This is a genomic window from Mycolicibacterium sp. SMGY-1XX (assembly GCF_059132455.1).
Map to the genome: position 1 here is coordinate 3,361,099 of NZ_CP101139.1, position 21,232 is coordinate 3,382,330.

The 21,232-nt window shown below is 68.3% G+C and carries 14 protein-coding genes; 12 read left to right on the forward strand and 2 right to left on the reverse strand.

Annotated features, from left to right (window positions below; genetic code table 11):
- Positions 1-24: 24 nt before the first annotated feature.
- The 4 genes from NL241_RS16530 to NL241_RS16545 are packed head-to-tail and all read left to right on the forward strand — an operon-like array spanning position 25 to position 3,726.
- Positions 25-1,032 (forward strand): VWA domain-containing protein, encoded by a 1,008-nt coding sequence (locus NL241_RS16530; protein WP_487693673.1) that lies wholly within the window; start codon positions 25-27, stop codon positions 1,030-1,032.
- A 44-nt stretch (positions 1,033-1,076) separates the two neighbouring features.
- Positions 1,077-1,841, forward strand: a complete 765-nt coding sequence (gene fabG1 / locus NL241_RS16535) for a 3-oxoacyl-ACP reductase FabG1 (RefSeq protein WP_487693674.1) — start codon at positions 1,077-1,079, stop codon at positions 1,839-1,841.
- Positions 1,842-1,861: 20 nt separating this feature from the next.
- Positions 1,862-2,671 (forward strand): NADH-dependent enoyl-ACP reductase InhA, encoded by an 810-nt coding sequence (gene inhA, locus NL241_RS16540; RefSeq protein WP_487693675.1) that lies wholly within the window; start codon positions 1,862-1,864, stop codon positions 2,669-2,671.
- 14 nt (positions 2,672-2,685) lie between these two features.
- Complete coding sequence (locus NL241_RS16545; RefSeq protein WP_494398109.1) at positions 2,686-3,726, forward strand: ferrochelatase; 1,041 nt, start codon at positions 2,686-2,688, stop codon at positions 3,724-3,726.
- Here the strand turns inward: NL241_RS16545 and NL241_RS16550 are convergent.
- Positions 3,692-4,573, reverse strand: a complete 882-nt coding sequence (locus NL241_RS16550; protein ID WP_487693678.1) for an Rv1486c family protein — start codon at positions 4,571-4,573, stop codon at positions 3,692-3,694. The two genes, NL241_RS16545 and NL241_RS16550, sit on opposite strands and share 35 nt — an antisense overlap.
- Before the next feature lie 147 nt (positions 4,574-4,720).
- Between NL241_RS16550 and NL241_RS16555 the strand changes: the two genes are divergently transcribed.
- From NL241_RS16555 to NL241_RS16565, 3 genes are read left to right on the forward strand one after another with little or no spacing between them, the layout of a single operon-like run.
- On the forward strand, positions 4,721-5,155 hold the full coding sequence (locus NL241_RS16555) for an NfeD family protein (RefSeq protein WP_487693679.1): 435 nt from the start codon (positions 4,721-4,723) through the stop codon (positions 5,153-5,155).
- 17 nt (positions 5,156-5,172) lie between these two features.
- The gene (locus NL241_RS16560; protein ID WP_487693680.1) at positions 5,173-6,393 is read left to right on the forward strand and encodes an SPFH domain-containing protein; all 1,221 of its coding nucleotides are present in this window, start codon (positions 5,173-5,175) and stop codon (positions 6,391-6,393) included.
- Positions 6,393-6,545, forward strand: a complete 153-nt coding sequence (locus tag NL241_RS16565; RefSeq protein ID WP_494398110.1) for a hypothetical protein — start codon at positions 6,393-6,395, stop codon at positions 6,543-6,545. Before NL241_RS16560 ends, NL241_RS16565 begins: the two co-directional genes overlap by 1 nt.
- A gap of 77 nt (positions 6,546-6,622) precedes the next feature.
- Here the strand turns inward: NL241_RS16565 and NL241_RS16570 are convergent, their stop codons facing one another.
- A complete protein-coding gene (locus tag NL241_RS16570) occupies positions 6,623-7,372 on the reverse strand; it encodes a TVP38/TMEM64 family protein (protein ID WP_494398111.1) in 750 nt (249 codons plus the stop codon).
- 192 nt (positions 7,373-7,564) lie between these two features.
- Between NL241_RS16570 and mutA the strand changes: the two genes are divergently transcribed.
- The 5 genes from mutA (at position 7,565) to pks2 (ending at position 21,169) form a co-directional block, all read left to right on the forward strand.
- Positions 7,565-9,421 (forward strand): methylmalonyl-CoA mutase small subunit, encoded by a 1,857-nt coding sequence (gene mutA, locus NL241_RS16575; protein ID WP_494398112.1) that lies wholly within the window; start codon positions 7,565-7,567, stop codon positions 9,419-9,421.
- A gap of 3 nt (positions 9,422-9,424) precedes the next feature.
- Complete coding sequence (gene scpA / locus NL241_RS16580; protein WP_487693684.1) at positions 9,425-11,680, forward strand: methylmalonyl-CoA mutase; 2,256 nt, start codon at positions 9,425-9,427, stop codon at positions 11,678-11,680.
- Positions 11,681-12,664, forward strand: coding sequence for a methylmalonyl Co-A mutase-associated GTPase MeaB (meaB, locus tag NL241_RS16585; RefSeq protein WP_494398113.1), 984 nt, complete (start codon positions 11,681-11,683; stop codon positions 12,662-12,664). It abuts the gene before it with no gap.
- Between the two features lie 53 nt (positions 12,665-12,717).
- Positions 12,718-13,995, forward strand: a complete 1,278-nt coding sequence (gene lipL / locus NL241_RS16590; RefSeq protein ID WP_494398114.1) for an esterase/beta-lactamase LipL — start codon at positions 12,718-12,720, stop codon at positions 13,993-13,995.
- Between the two features lie 847 nt (positions 13,996-14,842).
- On the forward strand, positions 14,843-21,169 hold the full coding sequence (gene pks2, locus NL241_RS16595) for a sulfolipid-1 biosynthesis phthioceranic/hydroxyphthioceranic acid synthase (RefSeq protein WP_494398115.1): 6,327 nt from the start codon (positions 14,843-14,845) through the stop codon (positions 21,167-21,169).
- Positions 21,170-21,232: the final 63 nt, after the last annotated feature.

Below are 21,232 nucleotides of genomic sequence, written 5' to 3' on the forward strand. Positions count from 1 at the left end.
ACGAAACGAGATGACTGACCACTCATGACGTTGCCGCTCCTGGGACCGATGTCGCTGTCCGGCTTCGAACACCCCTGGTTCTTCCTGTTCTTCATCGTGATCGCGGCGTTGGTCGCGTTCTACGTCGTGGTGCAGCGAGCCCGGGAGAAGCGGGTCCTGCGGTTCGCCAACATGGAACTGCTGGAGACGGTGGCGCCCAAGCGGCCCACCCGCTGGCGGCATCTTCCTGCGATCGCGCTGATCATGTCGCTGACGCTGCTGACCATCGCGATGGCCGGCCCCACCCATGACGTCCGGATCCCGCGCAACCGCGCCGTGGTGATGCTGGTGATCGACGTGTCCCAGTCGATGCGGGCCACCGACGTCGCGCCCAGCCGCCTGGCCGCCGCGCAGGAAGCCGCCAAACAGTTCGCCGATCAGCTCACCCCGGGTATCAACCTGGGCCTGATCGCCTATGCGGGCACCGCCACGGTGTTGACCTCGCCGACCACCAATCGCGAGGCCACCAAGAACGCCATCGACAAATTGCAGCTGGCCGACCGGACAGCCACCGGTGAAGGCATCTTCACCGCGTTGCAGTCCATCGCCACCGTCGGCGCCGTCATCGGCGGCGGTGACGAGCCGCCGCCGGCGCGGGTGGTGCTGATGTCCGACGGCAAGGAGACGGTGCCGTCGAACCCGGACAATCCCAAGGGCGCCTACACCGCCGCGCGCACCGCCAAGGATCAGGGTGTGCCGATCTCCACGGTGTCGTTCGGCACGCCCTACGGCTACGTCGAGATCAACGACCAGCGCCAGCCGGTGCCCGTCGACGACGAGATGCTCAAGAAGATCGCCGATCTCTCCGGCGGTAGCGCCTACACCGCGTCCAGCCTGGAGCAGCTCAAAGAGGTGTTCACCTCGCTGCAGGAACAGATCGGCTACGAGACCATCAAGGGTGACGCCAGCGTCGGCTGGCTGCGCCTCGGTGCGCTGGCGCTGGCGCTGGCGGCGGTGGCGGCACTGGTGATCAACCGCCGTCTGCCGGGCTGACCGTCGATTTCGGCGATGGAACCGACACACGTTAAGTTGACGCCATGACCGAAATCGCGGTGACCGACGCAGAAAGTCAGCCGGCGGGTGGCAAACCCGCCTTCGTCTCCCGATCCGTGCTGGTGACCGGCGGTAACCGCGGTATCGGCCTGGCGATCGCGCAGCGGCTGGCCGCCGACGGGCACAAGGTGGCGGTGACTCACCGCGGCTCCGGTGCCCCCGAAGGTCTGTTCGCCGTCGAATGTGATGTCACCGACAACGCCGCGGTCGACCGCGCCTTCACCGAAGTCGAGGAGCACCAGGGACCGGTCGAGGTGCTGGTGTCCAACGCCGGTATCTCCAAGGACGCGTTCCTCATGCGGATGACCGAAGAGCGTTTTCAAGAGGTCATCAACGCCAACCTCACCGGCGCGTTCCGGGTGACGCAGCGGGCGTCGCGCAGCATGCAGCGCAAGCGGTTCGGCCGGATCATCTACATCGGCTCCGTCTCGGGCATGTGGGGTATCGGCAACCAGGCCAACTACGCGGCCGCCAAGGCCGGTCTGATCGGCATGGCCCGCTCGATCTCCCGCGAACTGTCCAAGGCCGGTGTCACCGCCAATGTCGTCGCCCCCGGCTACATCGACACTGAGATGACCCGCTCGCTGGACGAGCGGATCCAGGCCGGGGCGCTGGAGTTCATCCCGGCGAAGCGGGTCGGCACGGCTGAGGAGGTGGCCGGCGCGGTCAGCTTCCTGGCGTCCGAGGACGCGAGCTACATCGCCGGCGCGGTGATCCCGGTCGACGGCGGCATGGGCATGGGCCACTAACGAAAGATAAGGACTTTCACATGACAGGTTTTCTGGAAGGCAAGCGGATCCTCGTCACGGGGATCATCACCGACAGCTCGATCGCGTTCTACATCGCCAAGGTCGCCCAGGAAGCGGGTGCCGAACTGGTGCTCACCGGGTTCGACCGGATGAAGTTGATCCGGCGCATCGCCGACCGGCTGCCCAAACCGGCGCCGCTGATCGAACTGGACGTGCAGAACCAGGAGCACCTCGACTCGCTGGCCGACCGCGTCACCGCCGAGATCGGTGAGGGCAACAAGCTCGACGGTGTGGTGCACTCCATCGGCTTCATGCCGCAGACCGGGATGGGTATCAACCCGTTCTTCGACGCCCCGTACGAGGACGTCGCCAAGGGCATCCACATCTCCGCGTACTCGTATGCCTCCCTGGCCAAGGCCGTGCTGCCGATCATGAACCCCGGTGGTGGCATCGTGGGCATGGACTTCGACCCCACCAGGGCGATGCCGGCCTACAACTGGATGACGGTGGCCAAGAGCGCACTGGAGTCGGTCAACCGATTCGTGGCCCGGGAGGCGGGCAAGGTCGGTGTGCGCTCGAATCTTGTTGCCGCAGGCCCCATCCGGACGCTGGCCATGAGTGCCATCGTGGGCGGTGCGCTGGGCGCCGAAGCGGGTGACCAGATGAAGCTGCTGGAAGAGGGCTGGGATCAGCGCGCGCCGATCGGGTGGAACATGAAGGACCCGACGCCGGTCGCCAAGACGGTGTGCGCCCTGCTGTCCGACTGGCTGCCGGCCACCACGGGCACTGTGGTCTACGCCGACGGCGGCGCACACACCCAGCTCCTTTGACATCGGACCCGAGAATGGACTTCGACGCGCTGCTGCTCCTGTCCTTCGGTGGTCCGGAGGGCCCGGAGCAGGTGATGCCCTTCCTGGAGAACGTCACCCGGGGCCGCGGCATCCCGCGCGAGCGCCTGGAGGCCGTCGCGGAGCACTACTACCACTTCGGTGGTGTCTCACCGATCAACGGCATCAACCGGGCGCTGATCGAGCAGCTGCGCACCGTCACCGACCTGCCCGTGTACTTCGGCAACCGGAACTGGGAGCCGTTCGCCGAGGACACCGTTGCAGCCATGCGCGACAACGGTGTTCGGCGAGCCGCGGTGTTCGCCACCTCGGCCTGGGGCGGCTACTCGGGGTGCGCGCAGTACCAGGAGGACATCGCCCGGGCCCGGGCCGCCGCCGGGGAGTCCGCACCCGAGCTGGTGAAGCTACGCCAGTACTTCGACCACCCGCTCTTCGTCGCGATGTTCGCCGACGCCATCGCCGAGGCCGCCACCACCCTGCCCGCGTCGCTGCGCGGGCAGGCCCGGCTGGTGTTCACCGCGCATTCGATTCCGCTGCGCGCGGCATCGCGCTGTGGCCCCGACCTCTACGAGCGTCAGGTCGGATACGCCTCCCGCCTGGTGGCCGCCGCCGCAGGTCATGACGAGTTCGATCTGGTGTGGCAGTCACGCTCGGGCCCGCCGCAGGTGCCGTGGCTGGAGCCCGATGTGGGCGATCACCTCGAGGCATTGGTGTCCCGCGGCGTCAAGGCGGTGATCGTGTGCCCGGTGGGGTTCGTCGCCGACCACATCGAGGTGATCTGGGACCTCGACAACGAGCTCAAGGAGCAGGCCGACGAGGCGGGGATCGCGCTGGCGCGGGCCAGCACACCCAATGCGCAGAAACGCTTCGCCGAGCTGGTGATCGATCTGGTCGACGAACTGCGGCAGGGCCGCGAACCCTCCAGAGTCGTTGGCCCCGATCCGGTTCCGGGTTACGGCTGCAGCGTCGACGGGGCGTTCTGCACACCCGCCTGCGAACCGGTCAGTGCTCCCACGCCGAATGCAGGATCGCGCTGACCGCGGCCAGTCGCGCTGACCGCACCACCTGCCCCAGCGGGCGCAGGGCGTCACTGGCGATCTGAACCTCCGACGACGACTGTGTCGAGATGGGCATCAGGCCGGCGCTGACGGTCATGATGGCGTCCACATGGGCGGCGTTGTCCAGCACGCGCAGCGCCCGGGTGGGCGCGTGGTCGGGTGCGCTGTGGTGGCGGTCGGCCTCCAGCAGCTGTTCCACCATGCCGCGGGGATCCTCGATGTCGACTCCGGTGCCCCCGGCCCGCAGCGCCGACAGGGCATCTGCCGCCGCCCGCACCGCGGAGCGCAGCTCGTATTCGGCTTCGCCCAGATCGATGTACTGCGCCACGGGCGGGGCGGGTAGCGAGTACACGGTCCAGGCCAGCCGGCGCGGTTCGGCGCTCTCGTCGAAACCGTCGTCGTCGCCACCGAAATTGAACACGTCATCGGTGTCGTCGTACTCGAAATCGGGCACCAGCCCCACCGGGGTGCCGCGTTCGGACGTCACGATCACCGCCTCGCCGGCTTCCAGGGCGTCGCGCTGGAACGTCGTACCGGCGGGCAGTCCGCGCACATCACCCGGCACCGGCAGCGCCAGGCTGAGCGAGGGTTGCGGGACCGTCCGGACACCGGCGGCGGTGCGCAGCGTCTGCAGCATCGAGACCGCGCCCGCGTCGTTCACATCCGGCCAGGGCAGTCCGGTGCCGGCGGCCGCCACGGAATCATAGGCCGTCACTGAATGTGTTGGCGCCCATTGGGATAACGCATCGAGGACATCGTCGGGCGCGGCCTTGCCGGCAAGCCAGGCATTGGCCCACAACGCCAGAGAAACACTAGGGCACCACATGATGCACGCAGTGTAATAGCTCGCCGGGGAGGTGGCCCGCCGCAGCGGCGACGGCGCGGCGCCCGGGGCCCGGCCGCGGTTTGCGGGTTCTGAATCTCTGCGCGCAAGGTTCGGGGCAAGTCGGGGCGGAGACAGTAGGCTGGCGGTATGCCTGCGGCCCTGATCTGGCTCATCGTCGCCTTGGGGCTAGCCGGTGCCGAAGCGCTGACCGGTGACCTGTTCCTGCTGATGCTCGGTGGTGGTGCGCTGGCCGCGGCGGGCTCGGCCGCGGTGTTCGACTGGCCGATCTGGGCCGACGGGGTGGTGTTCCTCGTCGTGTCGGTCCTCTTGCTGGTGCTCGTCCGGCCGGCTTTGCGCAAGCGCTTCACCTCAGGCCCCCCACTTGAGTCCGGAATGGCGGCCCTCGAGGGCAAGTCCGCCCTGGTACTCGACCGGGTGAGTCAGCACGAAGGTCAGGTCAAGCTGGAAGGCGAGATCTGGACCGCGCGCCCGCTCAACGACCACGATGTCTACGAACCCGGCGACCACGTGACCGTCATGCACATCGACGGCGCCACCGCGGTCGTCTGGAAAAACGCCTGACCTAAGGAGAATCCGCTATGGACGGTGCGATCGCCGGCCTTGTCCTGCTGGCCGTTCTGGTCCTGCTGGCCGTCATCATCGTGGCCAAATCCGTCGCGCTGGTACCGCAGGCGGAGGCGGCGGTGATCGAACGGCTGGGCCGCTACAGCCGCACCGTCAGCGGTCAACTGACCCTGCTGGTGCCGTTCATCGACCGGGTGCGCGCCAAGGTCGATCTCCGGGAACGGGTGGTGTCGTTTCCCCCGCAGCCGGTGATCACCGAGGACAACCTCACGCTCAACATCGACACGGTGGTCTACTTCCAGGTCACCAACCCGCAGGCCGCGGTTTATGCGATCAGCAACTACATCGTCGGTGTGGAACAACTCACCACCACCACACTGCGCAATGTGGTCGGTGGCATGACCCTGGAACAGACGCTGACCTCCCGCGACCAGATCAACGCGGCGCTGCGCGGAGTGCTCGACGAGGCCACCGGCAAGTGGGGCCTGCGAGTGGCGCGGGTGGAGCTGCGTTCGATCGATCCGCCGCCGTCGGTGCAGGAGTCGATGGAAAAGCAGATGAAAGCCGATCGTGAGAAGCGCGCGATGATCCTGACCGCAGAAGGTGTCCGGGAATCGTCGATCAAGCAGGCCGAAGGCCAGAAACAGTCGCAGATCCTGGCCGCCGAGGGCGCCAAGCAGGCCGCGATCCTGGCCGCCGAAGCCGACCGGCAGTCCCGGATGTTGCGTGCCCAGGGTGAACGTGCCGCGCAGTATCTGCAGGCCCAGGGTCAGGCGAAAGCCATCGAGAAGACCTTTGCCGCCATCAAGGCCGGCCGCCCCACCCCGGAGCTGCTGGCCTACCAGTACCTGCAGACGCTGCCGCTGATGGCCAAGGGCGAGGCCAACAAGGTGTGGGTGGTGCCCAGCGATTTCGGTTCTGCGCTACAGGGTTTCACCAAGATGCTCGGTGCGCCCGGGGAGGACGGGGTGTTCCGCTACACCCCGTCGCCGGTGGAGGACGGTCTCAGCAAGCCCGAGGACGACTCCGAAGAGGTGAAGGACTGGTTCACCACCCAGACCGACCCCGAGATCGCCCGCGCGGTCGCCAAAGCCGAGGCCGACGCCCGTGACACCCCGGTACCGGAGATCGCCGCCCCGACATTTCCGCCGTCGGTGCAGGCGCACTATCCGCAGGACATGACGGAGCCCGTCGACCGGCAGGCACCTCCCAGCGGGTCGCACCGGGCGCCCTGATGCCCGCGTTCGCCTCGGCTCCGATGTACACGGCGCTGGCCGTGGTGCAGGCAGGCGATGCGGTGCTGTGCGTCAAACCGGTGCGGTTGGTCGGTGAGTGCCTCGACGATGTGCAATTCCCACCGAGATACCGGTGGATCTTCCGGTGGTGAAGGGTTTCCGCCGTTGGCCCGTTTCACAGCCCTGACGCTGACGGTCTACTTCACGCTGGCGGCGAAGGGACCGCAACTCAGCCGGTGACCGCCGGCGACGGTGTGCCGTCCGGGGAAACCACCTCGGAGCGACGAGCACGGCGGTGCTGGCGGGTCTCGTAATACAGTCCGGCCACACCCAGGCTCGCGGTGAGCAGCGACACCAGCACCAGGAGGGGATTCACACTGCCCGTGAGGGCGTCACCGAGCACCACCACGGCCACCGTCCCGGGCAACAGGCCCACCAGCGTCGCCAGCGTGTAGGGGAGTAGCCGCACCGCGGACGCGCCCGCGGCGTAGTTCAGCACCGAAAACGGCACGGCGGGGATCATCCGCAGCGACAGGATGGCCGGCCAGCCGCGCCGCCGCAGCCGCGTGTCGAGGGAATCGATGCGCGGATCGCTGACCAGCCGGCTGAGTTGCCAACCGACCGCGCGCACCAGCAGGACGGCCAGCAGCGCGCTGATGGTGCTGGCCGTGACGGCGAGCGTGACGCCCAGCGCCGGACCGAAGAGCAGGCCGGCTGCCAGCGTGAATGCGGTACGCGGGAAAGGGAAGACGGTCACCAGGACGTGCGCGCCGAAGAAGGCCAGCGGAAACCAGGGACCCACCGAGGTGGCCCAGTCACGCAGCTGCACGGCGGTGGGGAACGGGACGAACACGGCGACTGCGACGAGAATCACACAGACAACTGCGGTGGTCACCAATCGGCGTCTGGGGATCTGACGAGCCGTCGCGACGACCGCGGAGCGCACACTGCGCAACGTGCGAAGACTCGGTTTGGCCACGGCAAACCAGATTACGGGCTGCGAGTGAACAACGGCGGACACGGCACGTCAGTAGGCGCGCTTCGGGCAGGTGGGCGGGTCACAGAGCGTGATCACCATCATTTAGCCTGAGGATTCGAGCGGCGGGCCACTCTGCGCGCCTAACGTGCTGATGAACATCAGGAGCTGCCGGTGTCCCCAGAATCCTCAGTCGTGTCAGCTGATCCAGCGGCGGTCGCCGCCGGATTGGATGAAGCGCGTGCGCGCTGGCGCAAGGCCGTGGCGGGGGTGTTGGCGAAGAGCACCCGCAAAGACGTCAGTGAGTTGGGTCCCGAGCCGGAGCGGTTGCTGAATACCGACACCTACGAGGGTTTCCCGGTGCGCCCGCTCTACACCGCACTCGATGAGCTGGCCGAGCCGGCGCTGCCCGGGCAGTGGCCCTACACCCGCGGTGGGGACGCCACCCGCGACGTGCTGTCGGGCTGGAAGGTGCTGGAGTCGTTCCCGGTGGCCGGGCAGGGCGTCTCGGACGGAAACGAGACGGTGCTGTCCGCGCTGGCCGCCGGGGTGTCGGGGCTGGTGCTGCGGGTGGGCTCCGGCGGTGTGCCGGTGGCGCAGGTGGATCGGCTGCTCGAAGGGGTCTACCTGGAGCTGGCCCCGATCGTCGTCGAGGCCGGTGCTGATTTCACCGCCGCCGCGCAGGCCGTCACCGCGTTGGTGGCCGGGCTGGCCGAGGAGAAGCGGCCGTCGTTGTCGATCGATCTGGGTGCTGATCCGTTGACTGCGGGGTTGACCGGTCGGCCCGCGCCCGGTCTGGATGACGTGGTGTCGGCGGCCACGGGGCTGGCTGACTACCGCGGTGCGGTGCGGGCGGTCACTGTCGACGGGCCGACGCTGCACGGGTTGGGGGCAAATGCGGCGTGGGAGTTGGCGGGGGCGATCGCGGCGGGTGTGGAGTACGCGCGGGTCCTGGCCGATGGCGGGATCCCGGTCGGTGAGGCACTGAGGCAGATCAGTTTCCGGTTCTCCGCCGACGACGACCAGTTCCTGACGATCGCGAAGTTCCGGGTGGCGCGGCAGCTCTGGGCGCGGGTGGCCGAGGTGGCCGGGGCGCCGGATGCGGGTGCGGCGACGGTGCACGCCGAGACGTCATTGGCGATGATGGCGCAGCGGGATCCGTGGGTGAACATGCTGCGGTGCACGCTGGCGGCGTTCGGTGCCGGCGTCGGCGGTGCCGACACGGTGTTGGTGCATCCGTTCGACGTGGCCATTCCTGGTGGCGCTGCGGGGGTTTCAGGCAGTTTCGCGCGCCGGATCGCCCGCAACACGCAGCTGCTGTTGCTGGAGGAATCGCATCTGGGCCGGGTGCTGGATCCGGGTGCCGGGTCGTGGTTCATCGAGGATCTGACCACAGAGCTGGCCGAGGCGGCCTGGGCGAACTTCCAATCCGTGGAGGCCCGCGGCGGGTTCAGTGCGGCGCGTGATCATCTGGTGGAACAGATCGCCGCTGTCGCCGACCGGCGGCGGGCCGACATCGCGCATCGGAAGACGGCGGTGACGGGGGTCAACGAGTTCCCGAATCTGGGGGAGGCACCCCTGGGCGAGACGGAGGCACTGCCGGGGGTGCTGCGGTATGCCGCCGATTTCGAGGCGCTGCGCAACCGTTCCGATGCGTATCTCGATCGTTTTGGGACGCGGCCGAAGGTGCTGCTGTTGCCGCTGGGTCCGCTGGCCGAACACAACATCAGGACGACGTTCGCGGCCAACCTGCTGGCCTCGGGCGGTATCGAGGCGGTCAACCCCGGCCCGGTCGACGCCGCGGGGGTGGCCCAGGCCGTTGCCGACGCCGGCTCCCCGACGGTGGCGGTGATCTGCGGTACCGACGCCCGCTACGGCACCGAGGTCTCCGAGGTGGTCGAGGCGGCGCACGTGGCGATGGTCGAGCACGTCCTGCTGGCCGGGCCCCAGAAGGCGATCGGCGAGGCGACACACCGACCGGATGACTATCTGACCGCGAAAATCGATGCGGTCAAAGCACTTTCAGAGCTGCTGACGAGATTGGGGGCCTGAGCGATGACTGCGGGCACTTCGAACAAGATCGAGAGTTTCGCCGACGTACCACTGCGCGGTGAGGGGTCTTCGGCACCGGCCACGGCGGCGGCTGTCGACGATCTGGTGGCCACGGCCGCCGCGGCGCACGGTTATGCGGCCGAGCAGTTGACGTGGAACACCCCCGAAGGCATCGACGTCAAGCCGGTGTACATCGCCGCCGACCGCGATGAGGCTGCGGCGCAGGGTTACCCGTTGGACAGCTTCCCCGGTGAGCCGCCGTTCATCCGGGGGCCGTATCCGACGATGTATGTCAATCAGCCGTGGACCATCCGCCAGTACGCGGGGTTCTCCACCGCCGCGGAGTCCAATGCGTTCTACCGGCGCAACCTGGCCGCGGGCCAGAAGGGCCTGTCGGTGGCCTTCGACCTGGCCACCCACCGCGGGTATGACTCCGACCATCCCCGGGTGGCCGGCGATGTGGGTATGGCCGGGGTGGCCATCGACTCGATCCTGGACATGCGGCAGTTGTTCGACGGCATCGACCTGAGCGCGGTCAGCGTGTCGATGACGATGAACGGTGCGGTGCTGCCGATCCTGGCGCTGTACGTGGTGGCCGCCGAGGAGCAGGGGGTGGCGCCGGAGAAGCTGGCCGGCACCATTCAGAACGACATCCTCAAAGAGTTCATGGTCCGCAACACCTACATCTATCCGCCGAAGCCGTCGATGCGGATCATCTCCGACATCTTCGGCTACACGAGTGCGAAAATGCCGAAGTTCAACAGCATTTCGATCTCCGGCTATCACATCCAGGAAGCCGGCGCCACGGCCGATCTGGAGCTGGCCTACACGCTGGCCGACGGGGTCGAATACCTCAAGGCCGGCCTCGACGCGGGGCTGGACATCGACTCCTTCGCCCCGCGGCTGTCCTTCTTCTGGGGCATCGGGATGAACTTCTTCATGGAGGTCGCCAAGCTGCGCGCGGGCCGGCTGCTGTGGAGTGAGCTGGTCGCCGAGTTCAGCCCCAAGAGTGCGAAATCGCGGAGTCTGCGCACGCATTCGCAGACCTCAGGGTGGTCGCTGACCGCCCAGGACGTCTACAACAACGTCGCCCGCACCTGCATCGAGGCCATGGCCGCCACCCAGGGGCACACGCAGTCGTTGCACACCAACGCCCTCGACGAGGCGCTGGCGCTGCCGACGGACTTCTCCGCGCGGATCGCGCGTAACACCCAGTTGCTGCTGGCTCAGGAGTCCGGCACCACCCGGCCCATCGACCCGTGGGGTGGGTCGTACTACGTGGAGTGGTTGACCCACCAGCTGGCCACCGCGGCACGTATGCACCTCGGTGAGGTCGTGGCCCACGGCGGGATGGCCCAGGCCATCAGCGACGGTATCCCGAAGCTGCGCATCGAGGAGGCCGCCGCTCGCACGCAGGCGCGCATCGATTCGGGTGCCCAGACCGTCATCGGGGTCAACAAGTACCGCGTCGACGAGGATCAGGAGATCGAGGTCCTCAAAGTCGAGAACAGCAGGGTGCGGGCCGAGCAGCTGGCCAAGCTGCAGCGGCTGCGGGCCGAGCGCGACGAGACTGCAACCCAGGCCGCGTTGGCTGAATTGACAAGAGCCGCAGGCGTTCACGAGGCAGCCGGCGAAGACGGGCTGGGCAACAACCTGCTGGCGCTGGCCATCAACGCCGCCCGTGCGCACGCCACGGTCGGGGAGATCTCCGATGCGCTGGAGAAGGTCTACGGCCGCCACGTCGCCGAGATCCGCACCATCTCCGGGGTCTACCGGGACGAAGCGGGGAGGGCCGAGAACATCTCCAGTGCCATCGAACTCGTCGAGAAATTCGCCGAAGCCGACGGGCGGCGGCCGCGCATCCTGATCGCGAAGATGGGCCAGGACGGCCACGACCGCGGGCAGAAGGTGATCGCCACCGCGTTCGCCGACATCGGCTTCGACGTCGACGTGGGCTCACTGTTCTCCACCCCGGACGAGGTGGCGCGCCAGGCCGCCGACAACGACGTGCACGTCGTCGGCGTGTCGTCGCTGGCCGCGGGTCACCTGACCCTGGTCCCGGCGTTGCGCGATGCCCTGGCCGAGGTGGGCCGCCCCGACATCATGGTGGTCGTCGGCGGGGTCATCCCGCCCGGGGACTTCGACGAGCTCTACCAGGCCGGGGCCACTGCGATCTTCCCGCCCGGCACCGTGATCGCCGACGCCGCGATCGGACTGCTGCACAAGCTGGCCGAACGCCTCGGCTACACGCTGAGCTAGATGAGCCCGTCGGTTACCGAACTGGCCGACGCGATTCGGCAAGGGCAGCGGTCGGCGCTGGCACGGGCCATCACCCTGGTCGAGTCGACGCGCGCCGATCACCGGGACAAGGCCCAACAGCTGTTGCTCGAGCTCATGCCCGATGCCGGAAAAGCCATCCACGTCGGTATCACCGGCGTACCCGGTGTGGGTAAGTCGACGTCGATCGAGGCGCTCGGGATGCACCTGATCGAGCGCGGCCACCGGGTGGCGGTGCTGGCGGTCGACCCGTCGTCGACCCGTACCGGTGGATCGATCCTCGGTGACAAGACCCGGATGTCGAGGCTGGCCGCGCACGACGACGCCTATATCCGGCCGTCACCGACCTCGGGCACCCTCGGCGGTGTCGCCCGCGCCACCCGCGAGACCATCGTGTTGCTCGAAGCCGCCGGCTTCGACGTCATCCTGGTCGAGACCGTGGGAGTCGGGCAGTCCGAGGTGACGGTGGCCAACATGGTCGACACCTTCGTCTTCCTCACCCTGGCCCGTACCGGTGATCAGCTGCAGGGCATCAAAAAAGGGGTGCTCGAACTCGCCGACATCATCGTGGTCAACAAGGCCGACGGCGACCATGCGCTCGAAGCCAGGAAGGCGGCCCGGGAACTGGCCGGGGCGATCCGGCTGATCCACCCGCGTGACGCGGTGTGGCTGCCGCCGGTGCTGACGATGAGTGCGCTGGAAGGCACCGGACTCGACGAACTGTGGCAGACAGTGGAGAAACACCGGCGGGTGTTGACCGATGCGGGGGAGTTCGCCGCCCGCCGGCGCAAACAGCTGGTGGACTGGACGTGGTCGATGGTGCGCGACACCGTCTTGGACCGCGTTCTGGCCCATCCTGCGGTCCGCGAGCTCAAGCGTGAGGTGGAACGCCAGGTGCGGGACGGCGAGCTGACGCCCGCGCTGGCCGCTCAACAGATCCTGGATGCCGCCGACCGCGGTACATAACGGAGCGATAAATCACGCCCGCGGTGTGATCTGACACCTGTAAATTCAACTGTGTGACCCATACAACCGTTCGGGCGCGCAGCGCGGCGCTCCCGAAAGGCGTCCATGGCGCAGCGGATCCCAATTTCGTGTGCGCGGTGCGCAGCTTCGCGAGCTTGTTCCCGAGTCGGCATTTCGGTGGCGGCGCTCTGGCGGTCTACCTGCACGGCGAGCCCGTCGTCGATGTCTGGACCGGCTGGGCGGATCGCCGCGGACGGATTCCCTGGACCGCGGACACCGGTGCCATGGTGTTCTCCGCCACCAAGGGGATGGCCTCGACGGTCATCCACCGGCTGGCCGATCGCGGTCTGATCGACTACGACGCCCCGGTTGCCGAGTACTGGCCAGAGTTCGCTGCCGGGGGCAAGGCCGACATCACCGTGCGCGAGATGATGGCCCACCGGGCGGGTCTGTCTCAGCTCAACGGCCTGTCCAGCACCGATCTGCTGGATCACCGGAAGATGGAAGAAGTGATGGCGGCCGCTCCGGCGTCCTCGCTTCGGGGTAAGCCGGCCTATCACGCGCTGACCTACGGTTGGCTGCTCTCCGGGCTGGCCAGATCGGTGACCGGACTGGGGATGCGGGCCCTGATCAGGCAGGAGCTCGCCGAGCCGCTCGACACCGACGGCCTGCACCTGGGCCGACCGCCGGCCGGCGCCCCGACGCGGAACGCGCAGATCATCGGGCCGCAGATGAACTTCCAGAACCCGGTCTTCAACGCCGTCGCGCCGCGGGTGGCCGCGATCCAGCGGTCGGCGATCTTCGGGGCGATGTACTTCCCGGGGATGAAAGCGATGGTGCAGGGGGACATTCCGCTGCTGGATGCGGAGATCCCGTCCGCCAACGCCGTCGCGACCGCGCGGAGCCTGGCCAGGATGTATGGCGCCATTGCCAACGGCGGTGAGGTCAGCGATGCCGCCACCAGGTTCTTGTCGCGCGATCTGGCGGCGGCACTGGTCGGGCGCCCAAGTCTGACTCCCGATCGCAGCTTGTTCATGCCGATGGCGTTCCATTTGGGCTATCACGCGTTGCCGTTACCTGGGGTGATGCCCGGTTTCGGGCATGTGGGGCTCGGTGGATCGCTGGGGTGGGCGGTGCCGGAGACCGGGCTGGCGTTCAGTTTTGTCCACAATCGGCTGCTGACTCCTTTTCTGGTGGCTGACCAGGCCGGATTCGTGGCCACCGCCGCTCTGGTCCGCCGCGGAGCCGCCCAGGCCAGGGCGCGCGGATACCGGCCGGTCTCAGGTTTCGGTGCGCCTTATCCGGCCGAACAGAAGCCGGCTGCGGGTTAGCTCGGAGTTCTCTGTGCGCCGTTCCCAGCGACGGTGCGTGGGCAAAACTAATCGACGTTTCTGGCGATTGTGCGCCGCCGGCGCCGCCACGGCGCTCGACAACGTTTGTTGTCAGCTAAAGTCGCTGGGTAACAATGGTTTTCGATCTTGAATCCGGCCTCCCGCTGAGAAAAAGCTGAGTTTGCTCTTTCTGGGTGCATTGTTTGCCAGTGGAGGCAGGGGGCCGTTCCGTCGTTACACCCTGTCCGATTGCCGAAAGTGGGAAACTGTGAGTCTCTTGTGCGGCCGGCGGTGGGGTTCGGCAGTCGCTCACAGCTAACTATTTCGGGCGCTTGATTCGCCGCCGGGGCCGTTTTCCCTGCGACAACGCCTGTATTCAATCGAAGTGACACCCGGGTTGCATTTCGCCGGATTGGGCTGATGGGGCCTTTTCGAAGCTCTCCGCGGCCATCGCTGTGTTTGCTGAAAATTTATGCAGCGAAAAATTCAAATATCGATGTCAAGACAAACGATATAACGGTGCCGTAAATATTTGGAATGTTCGCAGGTGGGCCGAGTTTGATCTTTGATTCAGCAAATCACTCGCGCCTCGTGTAGTGTTCCGGCGGCGGAACTTGAATGGGCAAGCGGCGACACGACTTTGCTCGGAATTTTGCACAGACGTCAGTGGGAGCGGTTAGGCTACCGACTCACACGCCAAACTCAGGAAAATTTCAGGTAGACCTAAGGGGCAAGACCGACCGACGAGCAACTGGTAGACGTGGGGCAACGGGGGCCACATCACGTCGACCGCTCACCGGTCGAGCCCCACATATCAGCGAAATAAGCGCGGAAGAGGTTGGATTACGTGGTAGAGGCATCAGTCACTCCCGTCGCGGTCATCGGCATGGCATGCCGGTTGCCGGGTGGGATCGATTCGCCGCAGCGTTTCTGGGAGGCGCTGCTGCGGGGCGAAGACCATGTCACCAAAGTCCCCATCGACCGCTGGGACGCTGAGGAGTACTACGACCCCGAACCCGGCGTTCCCGGCCGGTCGGTGTCGAAGTGGGGCGCATTTCTCGACGATATCGCGGGCTTCGACGCCGACTTCTTCGGGATCAGCGAACGTGAAGCCACCGCCATCGATCCGCAACATCGCCTGCTCATGGAGACCGCCTGGGAGGCCGTCGAGCATGCGGGAATCGATCCGGCAACGTTGGCGGAGGCCCTGGCCGGCGTGTTCGTCGGCATGACCCACGGCGACTACCAACTGCTGGCTGCCGACGCTCATGCGGTCGAGGGACCGTACGGATTCACCGGCAACAACTTCAGCCTCGCGTCGGGGCGGATCGCCTACCACCTCGGCGTGCACGGACCCGCCTACACCGTCGACTCGGCGTGCTCGTCGAGCCTGCTGGCCGTCCACATGGCCTGCCGCAGCCTGCATGACGGCGAAAGCGACCTCGGCCTGGCCGGGGGCGTCTCGGTCATGCTCGAGCCGCGCAAGATGGCCTCCGGTTCGGCGCAGGGCATGCTCTCGCCCACCGGCAAGTGCCACGCCTTCGACGTCGACGCCGACGGGTTCGTCTCCGGCGAGGCCAGCGTCATGTTCCTGCTCAAGCGCCTCGACGACGCCCAGCGTGACGGGGACCGCATCCTCGGCGTCATCCGTGGTACCGCAAGCAACCAGGACGGCCACACCGTCAACATCGCCACCCCGTCGCGCCCGGCGCAGGTGTCGGTCTACCGATCGGCGCTGCGCTCCGGCGGCGTCGATCCCGCCACCGTCAAGATGGTCGAGGCGCACGGCACCGGGACCCCGGTCGGCGACCCCATCGAGTACGCGAGCCTGGCCGAGGTCTACGGCACCGCCGGCCCCGTCGCCCTCGGCTCGGCGAAGACCAACTTCGGACACGGCCAGTCCGCCTCGGGCGCGGTCGGCCTGATGAAGGCCCTGCTGTCACTGCAGCACGGCCTGGTCCCGCAGAATCTGCACTTCAACAAGCTGCCCGACGAGATGGCGCAGATCAGCACCGAGCTGTTCGTCCCGACCAGCACCGTGCCCTTCCCGGACAGCGACGGACCGCGCCGTGCGGCGGTGTCCGCCTACGGCCTGTCCGGGACGAATGTCCACGCGGTCGTGGAGCAGGCCCCCGAGCAGCAGGGCCCGCGCGAGGTGTCCGGCGACATTCACACCGAGCGCACCGGCGCTCTGCTGTTCCCGCTGTCGGCCACCTCGGCCGAGGAACTGCGCCGCACGGCGGGCCGGCTGGCCGAGTGGGTGTCCGAACGCGCCCGCGGCAACGCCCGCGCCACTGATCTCGAATTGGAAGACCTGGCCTACACGCTGGCGCGTCGCCGCTCGCACCGCCCGGTGCGGACCGCCGTGCTGGCCGCCAACCACGAAGAGCTGATCAAGGCGCTGCGTGAGGTCGCCGACGGCGACACCCCGTACCAGGCCGCCGTCGCCCAGGACGCCCGCGGTCCGGTGTGGGTGTTCTCCGGGCACGGGTCCCAGTGGGCCGGTATGGGTACCGCGGCGCTGGCGTCGGAGCCCGTGTTCGCCGCCACCATCGCCGAACTCGAGCCGCTGATCCAGCGTGAGTCCGGCTTCTCGGTCACCGAGGCGATGACCGCCGAGGAGAAGGTCACCGGGATGGACCGCGTCCAGCCCACGATCTTCGCCATGCAGGTGGCGATGGCCGAGACCATGAAGGCCTACGGAGTGCAACCCGGTGCGGTCATCGGCCACTCGATGGGCGAGGCCGCCGCGGCAGTCGTCTCCGGCGCGCTGTCGTTGGAGGACGGCGTGAAGGTCATCTGCCGGCGGTCCAAGCTGATGGCGACCATCGCCGGGTCCGGCGCCATGGCGTCGGTGGAGCTGCCCGCCAAGCAGGTGCTCTCCGAACTGGCCGCCCGTGGCGTGCGTGATGTGGTGCTCGCCGTGGTGTCCTCGCCGCAGTCGACCGTGGTCGGCGGCGCCAAGGAGTCCGTCCGCGAGCTGGTGGAGCACTGGGAGTCGCGCGGCGTGATGGCCCGTGAGGTGGCCGTCGAGGTGGCCTCCCACTCGCCGGAGGTCGACCCGATCCTCGACGAGCTGACCGAGGTGCTCGACGACCTCGATCCGCAGGAGCCGACGGTTCCTTACTACTCGTCCACGCTGTACGACCCCCGCGACCCGGCCGACTACGACGCCTACTACTGGGCCGACAACCTGCGCCACACCGTGCGGTTCGCCGCCGCCGTGCAGGCCGCTCTCGAAGACGGATTCCGCGTCTTCGGCGAGCTGTCGCCGCACCCGCTGCTGACCTACGCCGTCGAGCAGACCGGCCGCGGCCTGGACATGCAGCTGGCCGCCCTGGCCGGGATGCGCCGCGAGCAGGAACTGCCCAGCGGGCTGCGTGGTTTCCTGGCCGACCTGCACGCCGCCGGCGCCGCGGTGGATTTCTCCACCCAGTACCCGGACGGCCGCCTGGTCGACGCCCCACTGCCCACGTGGACCAAGGTCCCGCTGATGCTCACGCGCGACGACAAAGAGGCCGCCGCCGGCGGGAACACCGTCGCCGTCCATCCGCTGCTCGGTGCGCACGTCCGGCTGCCGGAAGAGCCGGAGCGCCATGTGTGGCAGGCCGATATCGGCACCGCCGCCCAGCCGTGGCTCGGCGATCACCAGGTGCACAACGTCGGTGCCCTGCCGGGCGCGGCGTACTGCGAGATGGCCATCGCCGCCGCGGGGACGGTGCTGGGTGAGAACACCGAGGTCCGCGACATCACGTTCGAGGCGATGCTGCTGCTCGAAGACGTCACCCCGGTGTCGGTGGTGGCGGAGGTCAAGGCCCCCGGTGTCGTGGACCTGGTTGTCGAGACCTACGCCGAGGGCGAACAGGTCCGGCGCGCATCGGCCACGCTGCACCCCGCCGAGGCCGGAGAAGACGCCGCGCCCGCCGTCCGTGACATCGACAAGCTGATCTCGGCGCACCCCCAGCGCATCGAAGGCGCCGAGATGCGCGACTGGTACGCCGAGCGCGGTATCCAGTACGGTCCCGCGTTCGCCGGCCTGGTGGCCGCCAACGTCGCCGAGAACGATTCCAGCGCAACGGTTTTGGCCGAGGTGTCGCTGCCGGGCTCCATCCGTTCGCAGCAGGGCGCCTACGGTATCCACCCGGCGCTGCTGGACGCCTGCTTCCAGGCTGTGGGAGCGCATCCCGACCTGCACTCCGACACCACCGGCACCCTGATGCTGCCGCTGGGGGTGCGCCGCTTGCAGGCACACGCCTCCACCCGCAACGCTCACTACTGCTACGTCACCGTGACCTCGGCCACCGCCACCGCGGTCGAAGCCGACGTCGAGGTGCTCGACGAGCACGGCGCCGTGCTGCTGACCGTCAGCGGGCTGCGGCTGGGCACCGGGGTGTCGGCCGCGGGCCGTCAGGACCGGGTGCTGGGCGAGCGGCTGCTCACCATCGACTGGAGGCAGCAGGAGCTGCCCGAAGCCGACGGTGCGGAGGCCGGCCGCTGGTTGCTGATCAGCCTGGGCGAGGACGCCGAACCCACAGCGCTGACGCTCTCCGGCGAGCTGACGCAGAACAGCGCCGACGTGAGCACCCTGGTGTGGTCCATCGACGCCGAGGACGCCGCGGCCACCCAGACGCTGCGCGAACGCCTGTCGGCCGACCCGCACACCGGTGTGGTGCTGGTGACGGGCGACGCGGTGGCCCGCACCTCCGCCGACTACGTGCGCGCGGTGGTGCGGATCGCCCGCGAGCTGCCCGAGATCCCCGGCGAGCCGGCCCGGCTGTTCGTGGTGACCCGCAAGGCCCAGACCGTGTTGTCGGATGACGTTGCCAACCTCGGCCAGGCCGGCCTGCGCGGTCTGCTGCGGGTCATCGCCATGGAGCACCCCGGCCTGCGGGCCACCCAAGTGGATCTCGATGACGCCACCGAGATCGACCAGCTGGCCGCGCAGCTGCTGTCCGGCTCCGAGGAGGACGAGACCGCCTGGCGTGACGGCGACTGGTACACCGCTCGGCTGAACCTGAGCCCGTTGCAGCCCGAGGAGCGGCTGACCACGGTCGTCAACCACGAGACCGACGGCGTGCGTCTGCAGATCCGGGTTCCCGGCGATCTGCAGTCGCTGGAGCTGGCCGCCTTCGACCGGGTGGCTCCCGGGCCGGGCCAGATCGAGGTGTCGGTGGCCGCGTCGAACCTCAACTTCGCCGACGTGCTGGTGGCCTACGGCCGGTACCCCAGCTTCGAGGGCCGGTTGCCGCAGCTCGGCGCCGACTTCGCCGGTGTCGTCACCGCCGTCGGCCCCGGCGTCACCGACCACAAGGTCGGCGACCGGGTGGCCGGTATCTCGGCCAACGGCGCGTGGACCACGTTCGTCACCTGCGATGCCAGCCTGGCGGTCACGCTGCCCGACAGCGTGCCCGAGAGCGCGGCCGCCGCGGTGCCCAGCGCGCACGCCACCGCCTGGTACGGACTGCACGACCTGGCCCGCATCTCGTCGACCGACAAGGTGCTGATCCACTCCGCCACCGGTGGGGTGGGACAGGCGGCCGTGGCCATCGCCAAGGCCGCGGGCGCGCAGATCTACGCCACCGCCGGCACCCCGGAGAAGCGAAAGCTCCTCAAGGAGTGGGGAATCGAGCACGTCTACGATTCCCGCAGCACCGAGTTCGCCGAGCAGATCCGCACGGACACCGCCGGCTACGGCGTGGACATCGTGCTGAACTCGCTGCCCGGTGCCGCCCAGCGGGCCGGTCTCGAACTGCTCACCTTCGGTGGCCGGTTCGTCGAGATCGGCAAGCGCGACATCTACGGCGACACCAAGCTGGGGCTGTTCCCGTTCCGGCGCAACCTGTCGTTCTACGCGGTGGACCTCGCGCTGCTGACGCTCACCAACCCGGGCCACACCCGCAAGCTCATGCAGACGGTGTTCGACAAGATCGCCGACGGCACGCTGCCGCTGCCGGAGACCACCCACTTCCCGCTGCGGGAAGGTGCCACCGCGATTCGTGTCATGGGTGCCGCCGAGCACACCGGCAAGCTGGTGCTCGACGTGCCGCACACCGGCACCAGCAGCGCGGTGGTGCCGCCGGAGAACGCCACGGTGGTGCGTCCCGACGGCGCATACGTCATCACCGGCGGGCTGGGCGGGCTCGGCCTGTTCCTCGCCGAGCAGATGGCCGACGGCGGTGCCGGACGGATCGTGCTCAACGGCCGGTCCGCGCCGAGCGCCGACGCGCAGGAGGTCATCGAGCGGATCCGCCGCGGGGGCACCGAGGTCGAGGTGACGCGCGGCGACATCGCCGAACCGGACACCGCGCGACGGCTCGTCGAGGCCGCCACCGCCACCGGTATGCCGCTGCGCGGTGTGCTGCACGGTGCCGCGGTGGTGGAGGACGCCACCTTGCCCAACATCACCGATGAGCTGATCGACCGCGACTGGCTGCCCAAGGTGGCAGGTGCGTGGAACCTGCACGAGGCGCTGCAGACCAGCGGCGCCGACGAAAAGCTGGACTGGTTCTGCTCGTTCTCGTCGGCGGCGGCCATGGTCGGTTCACCGGGCCAGGGCGCGTACGCGGCGGCCAACAGCTGGCTGGACGGGTTCACCCGCTGGCGGCGGGCGCACGGCCTCGCGGCCAACGTCATCGCCTGGGGCGCCTGGGCCGAGATCGGCAAGGGGCAGGCCATGGCCGAAACCGGCGCCGAGGGTGCCGCGATGGCCATCGCGCCCGACGAAGGTGCCTATGCCTTCGACGCGCTGCTGCGGCACAACCGCACCTACACCGGTTATGCACCGGTGGCGGGCACTCCGTGGCTGGCGGCCTTCGCCCAGACCAGTAAGTTCGCCGAGTCGTTCGCGTCGATCGGCAAGAACCCGTCGGGCACCAGCGCCTTCCTGACCGAGCTGCACGAACTGCCGCTCGAGGAATGGCACGCGCGGCTGCGCCGGCTCATCGCCGACCAGATCAGTCTGGTGCTGCGCCGCTCGGTGGATCCGGACCGGCCGCTGGCCGAATACGGGCTCGATTCGCTGGGGATCCTCGAGGTCCGCACCAAGATCGAGACCGAGACCGGGGTCAGGATCGGGTCGACGGACATCACCACGGTGCGGGGGTTGGCTGAGAGACTGTACGACGAATTGGCGGCCGACCAGGCTTCAGCAGAAGCGGTGACGGCGGCCACGTAATGATTTCAGACGACGCATCGATGTATTCGCCGGGCAAACCCGCCGATTACAGAGGGCACAGAC

Coding starts and splice junctions, on each gene's coding strand:
- NL241_RS16530 (WP_487693673.1), top strand. CDS start 25: ATGACGTTGCCGCTCCTGGGACCGATGTCGCTGTCCGGCTTCGAACAC.
- fabG1 (WP_487693674.1), top strand. CDS start 1,077: ATGACCGAAATCGCGGTGACCGACGCAGAAAGTCAGCCGGCGGGTGGC.
- inhA (WP_487693675.1), top strand. CDS start 1,862: ATGACAGGTTTTCTGGAAGGCAAGCGGATCCTCGTCACGGGGATCATC.
- NL241_RS16545 (WP_494398109.1), top strand. CDS start 2,686: ATGGACTTCGACGCGCTGCTGCTCCTGTCCTTCGGTGGTCCGGAGGGC.
- NL241_RS16550 (WP_487693678.1), bottom strand. CDS start 4,573: ATGTGGTGCCCTAGTGTTTCTCTGGCGTTGTGGGCCAATGCCTGGCTT.
- NL241_RS16555 (WP_487693679.1), top strand. CDS start 4,721: ATGCCTGCGGCCCTGATCTGGCTCATCGTCGCCTTGGGGCTAGCCGGT.
- NL241_RS16560 (WP_487693680.1), top strand. CDS start 5,173: ATGGACGGTGCGATCGCCGGCCTTGTCCTGCTGGCCGTTCTGGTCCTG.
- NL241_RS16565 (WP_494398110.1), top strand. CDS start 6,393: ATGCCCGCGTTCGCCTCGGCTCCGATGTACACGGCGCTGGCCGTGGTG.
- scpA (WP_487693684.1), top strand. CDS start 9,425: ATGACTGCGGGCACTTCGAACAAGATCGAGAGTTTCGCCGACGTACCA.
- meaB (WP_494398113.1), top strand. CDS start 11,681: ATGAGCCCGTCGGTTACCGAACTGGCCGACGCGATTCGGCAAGGGCAG.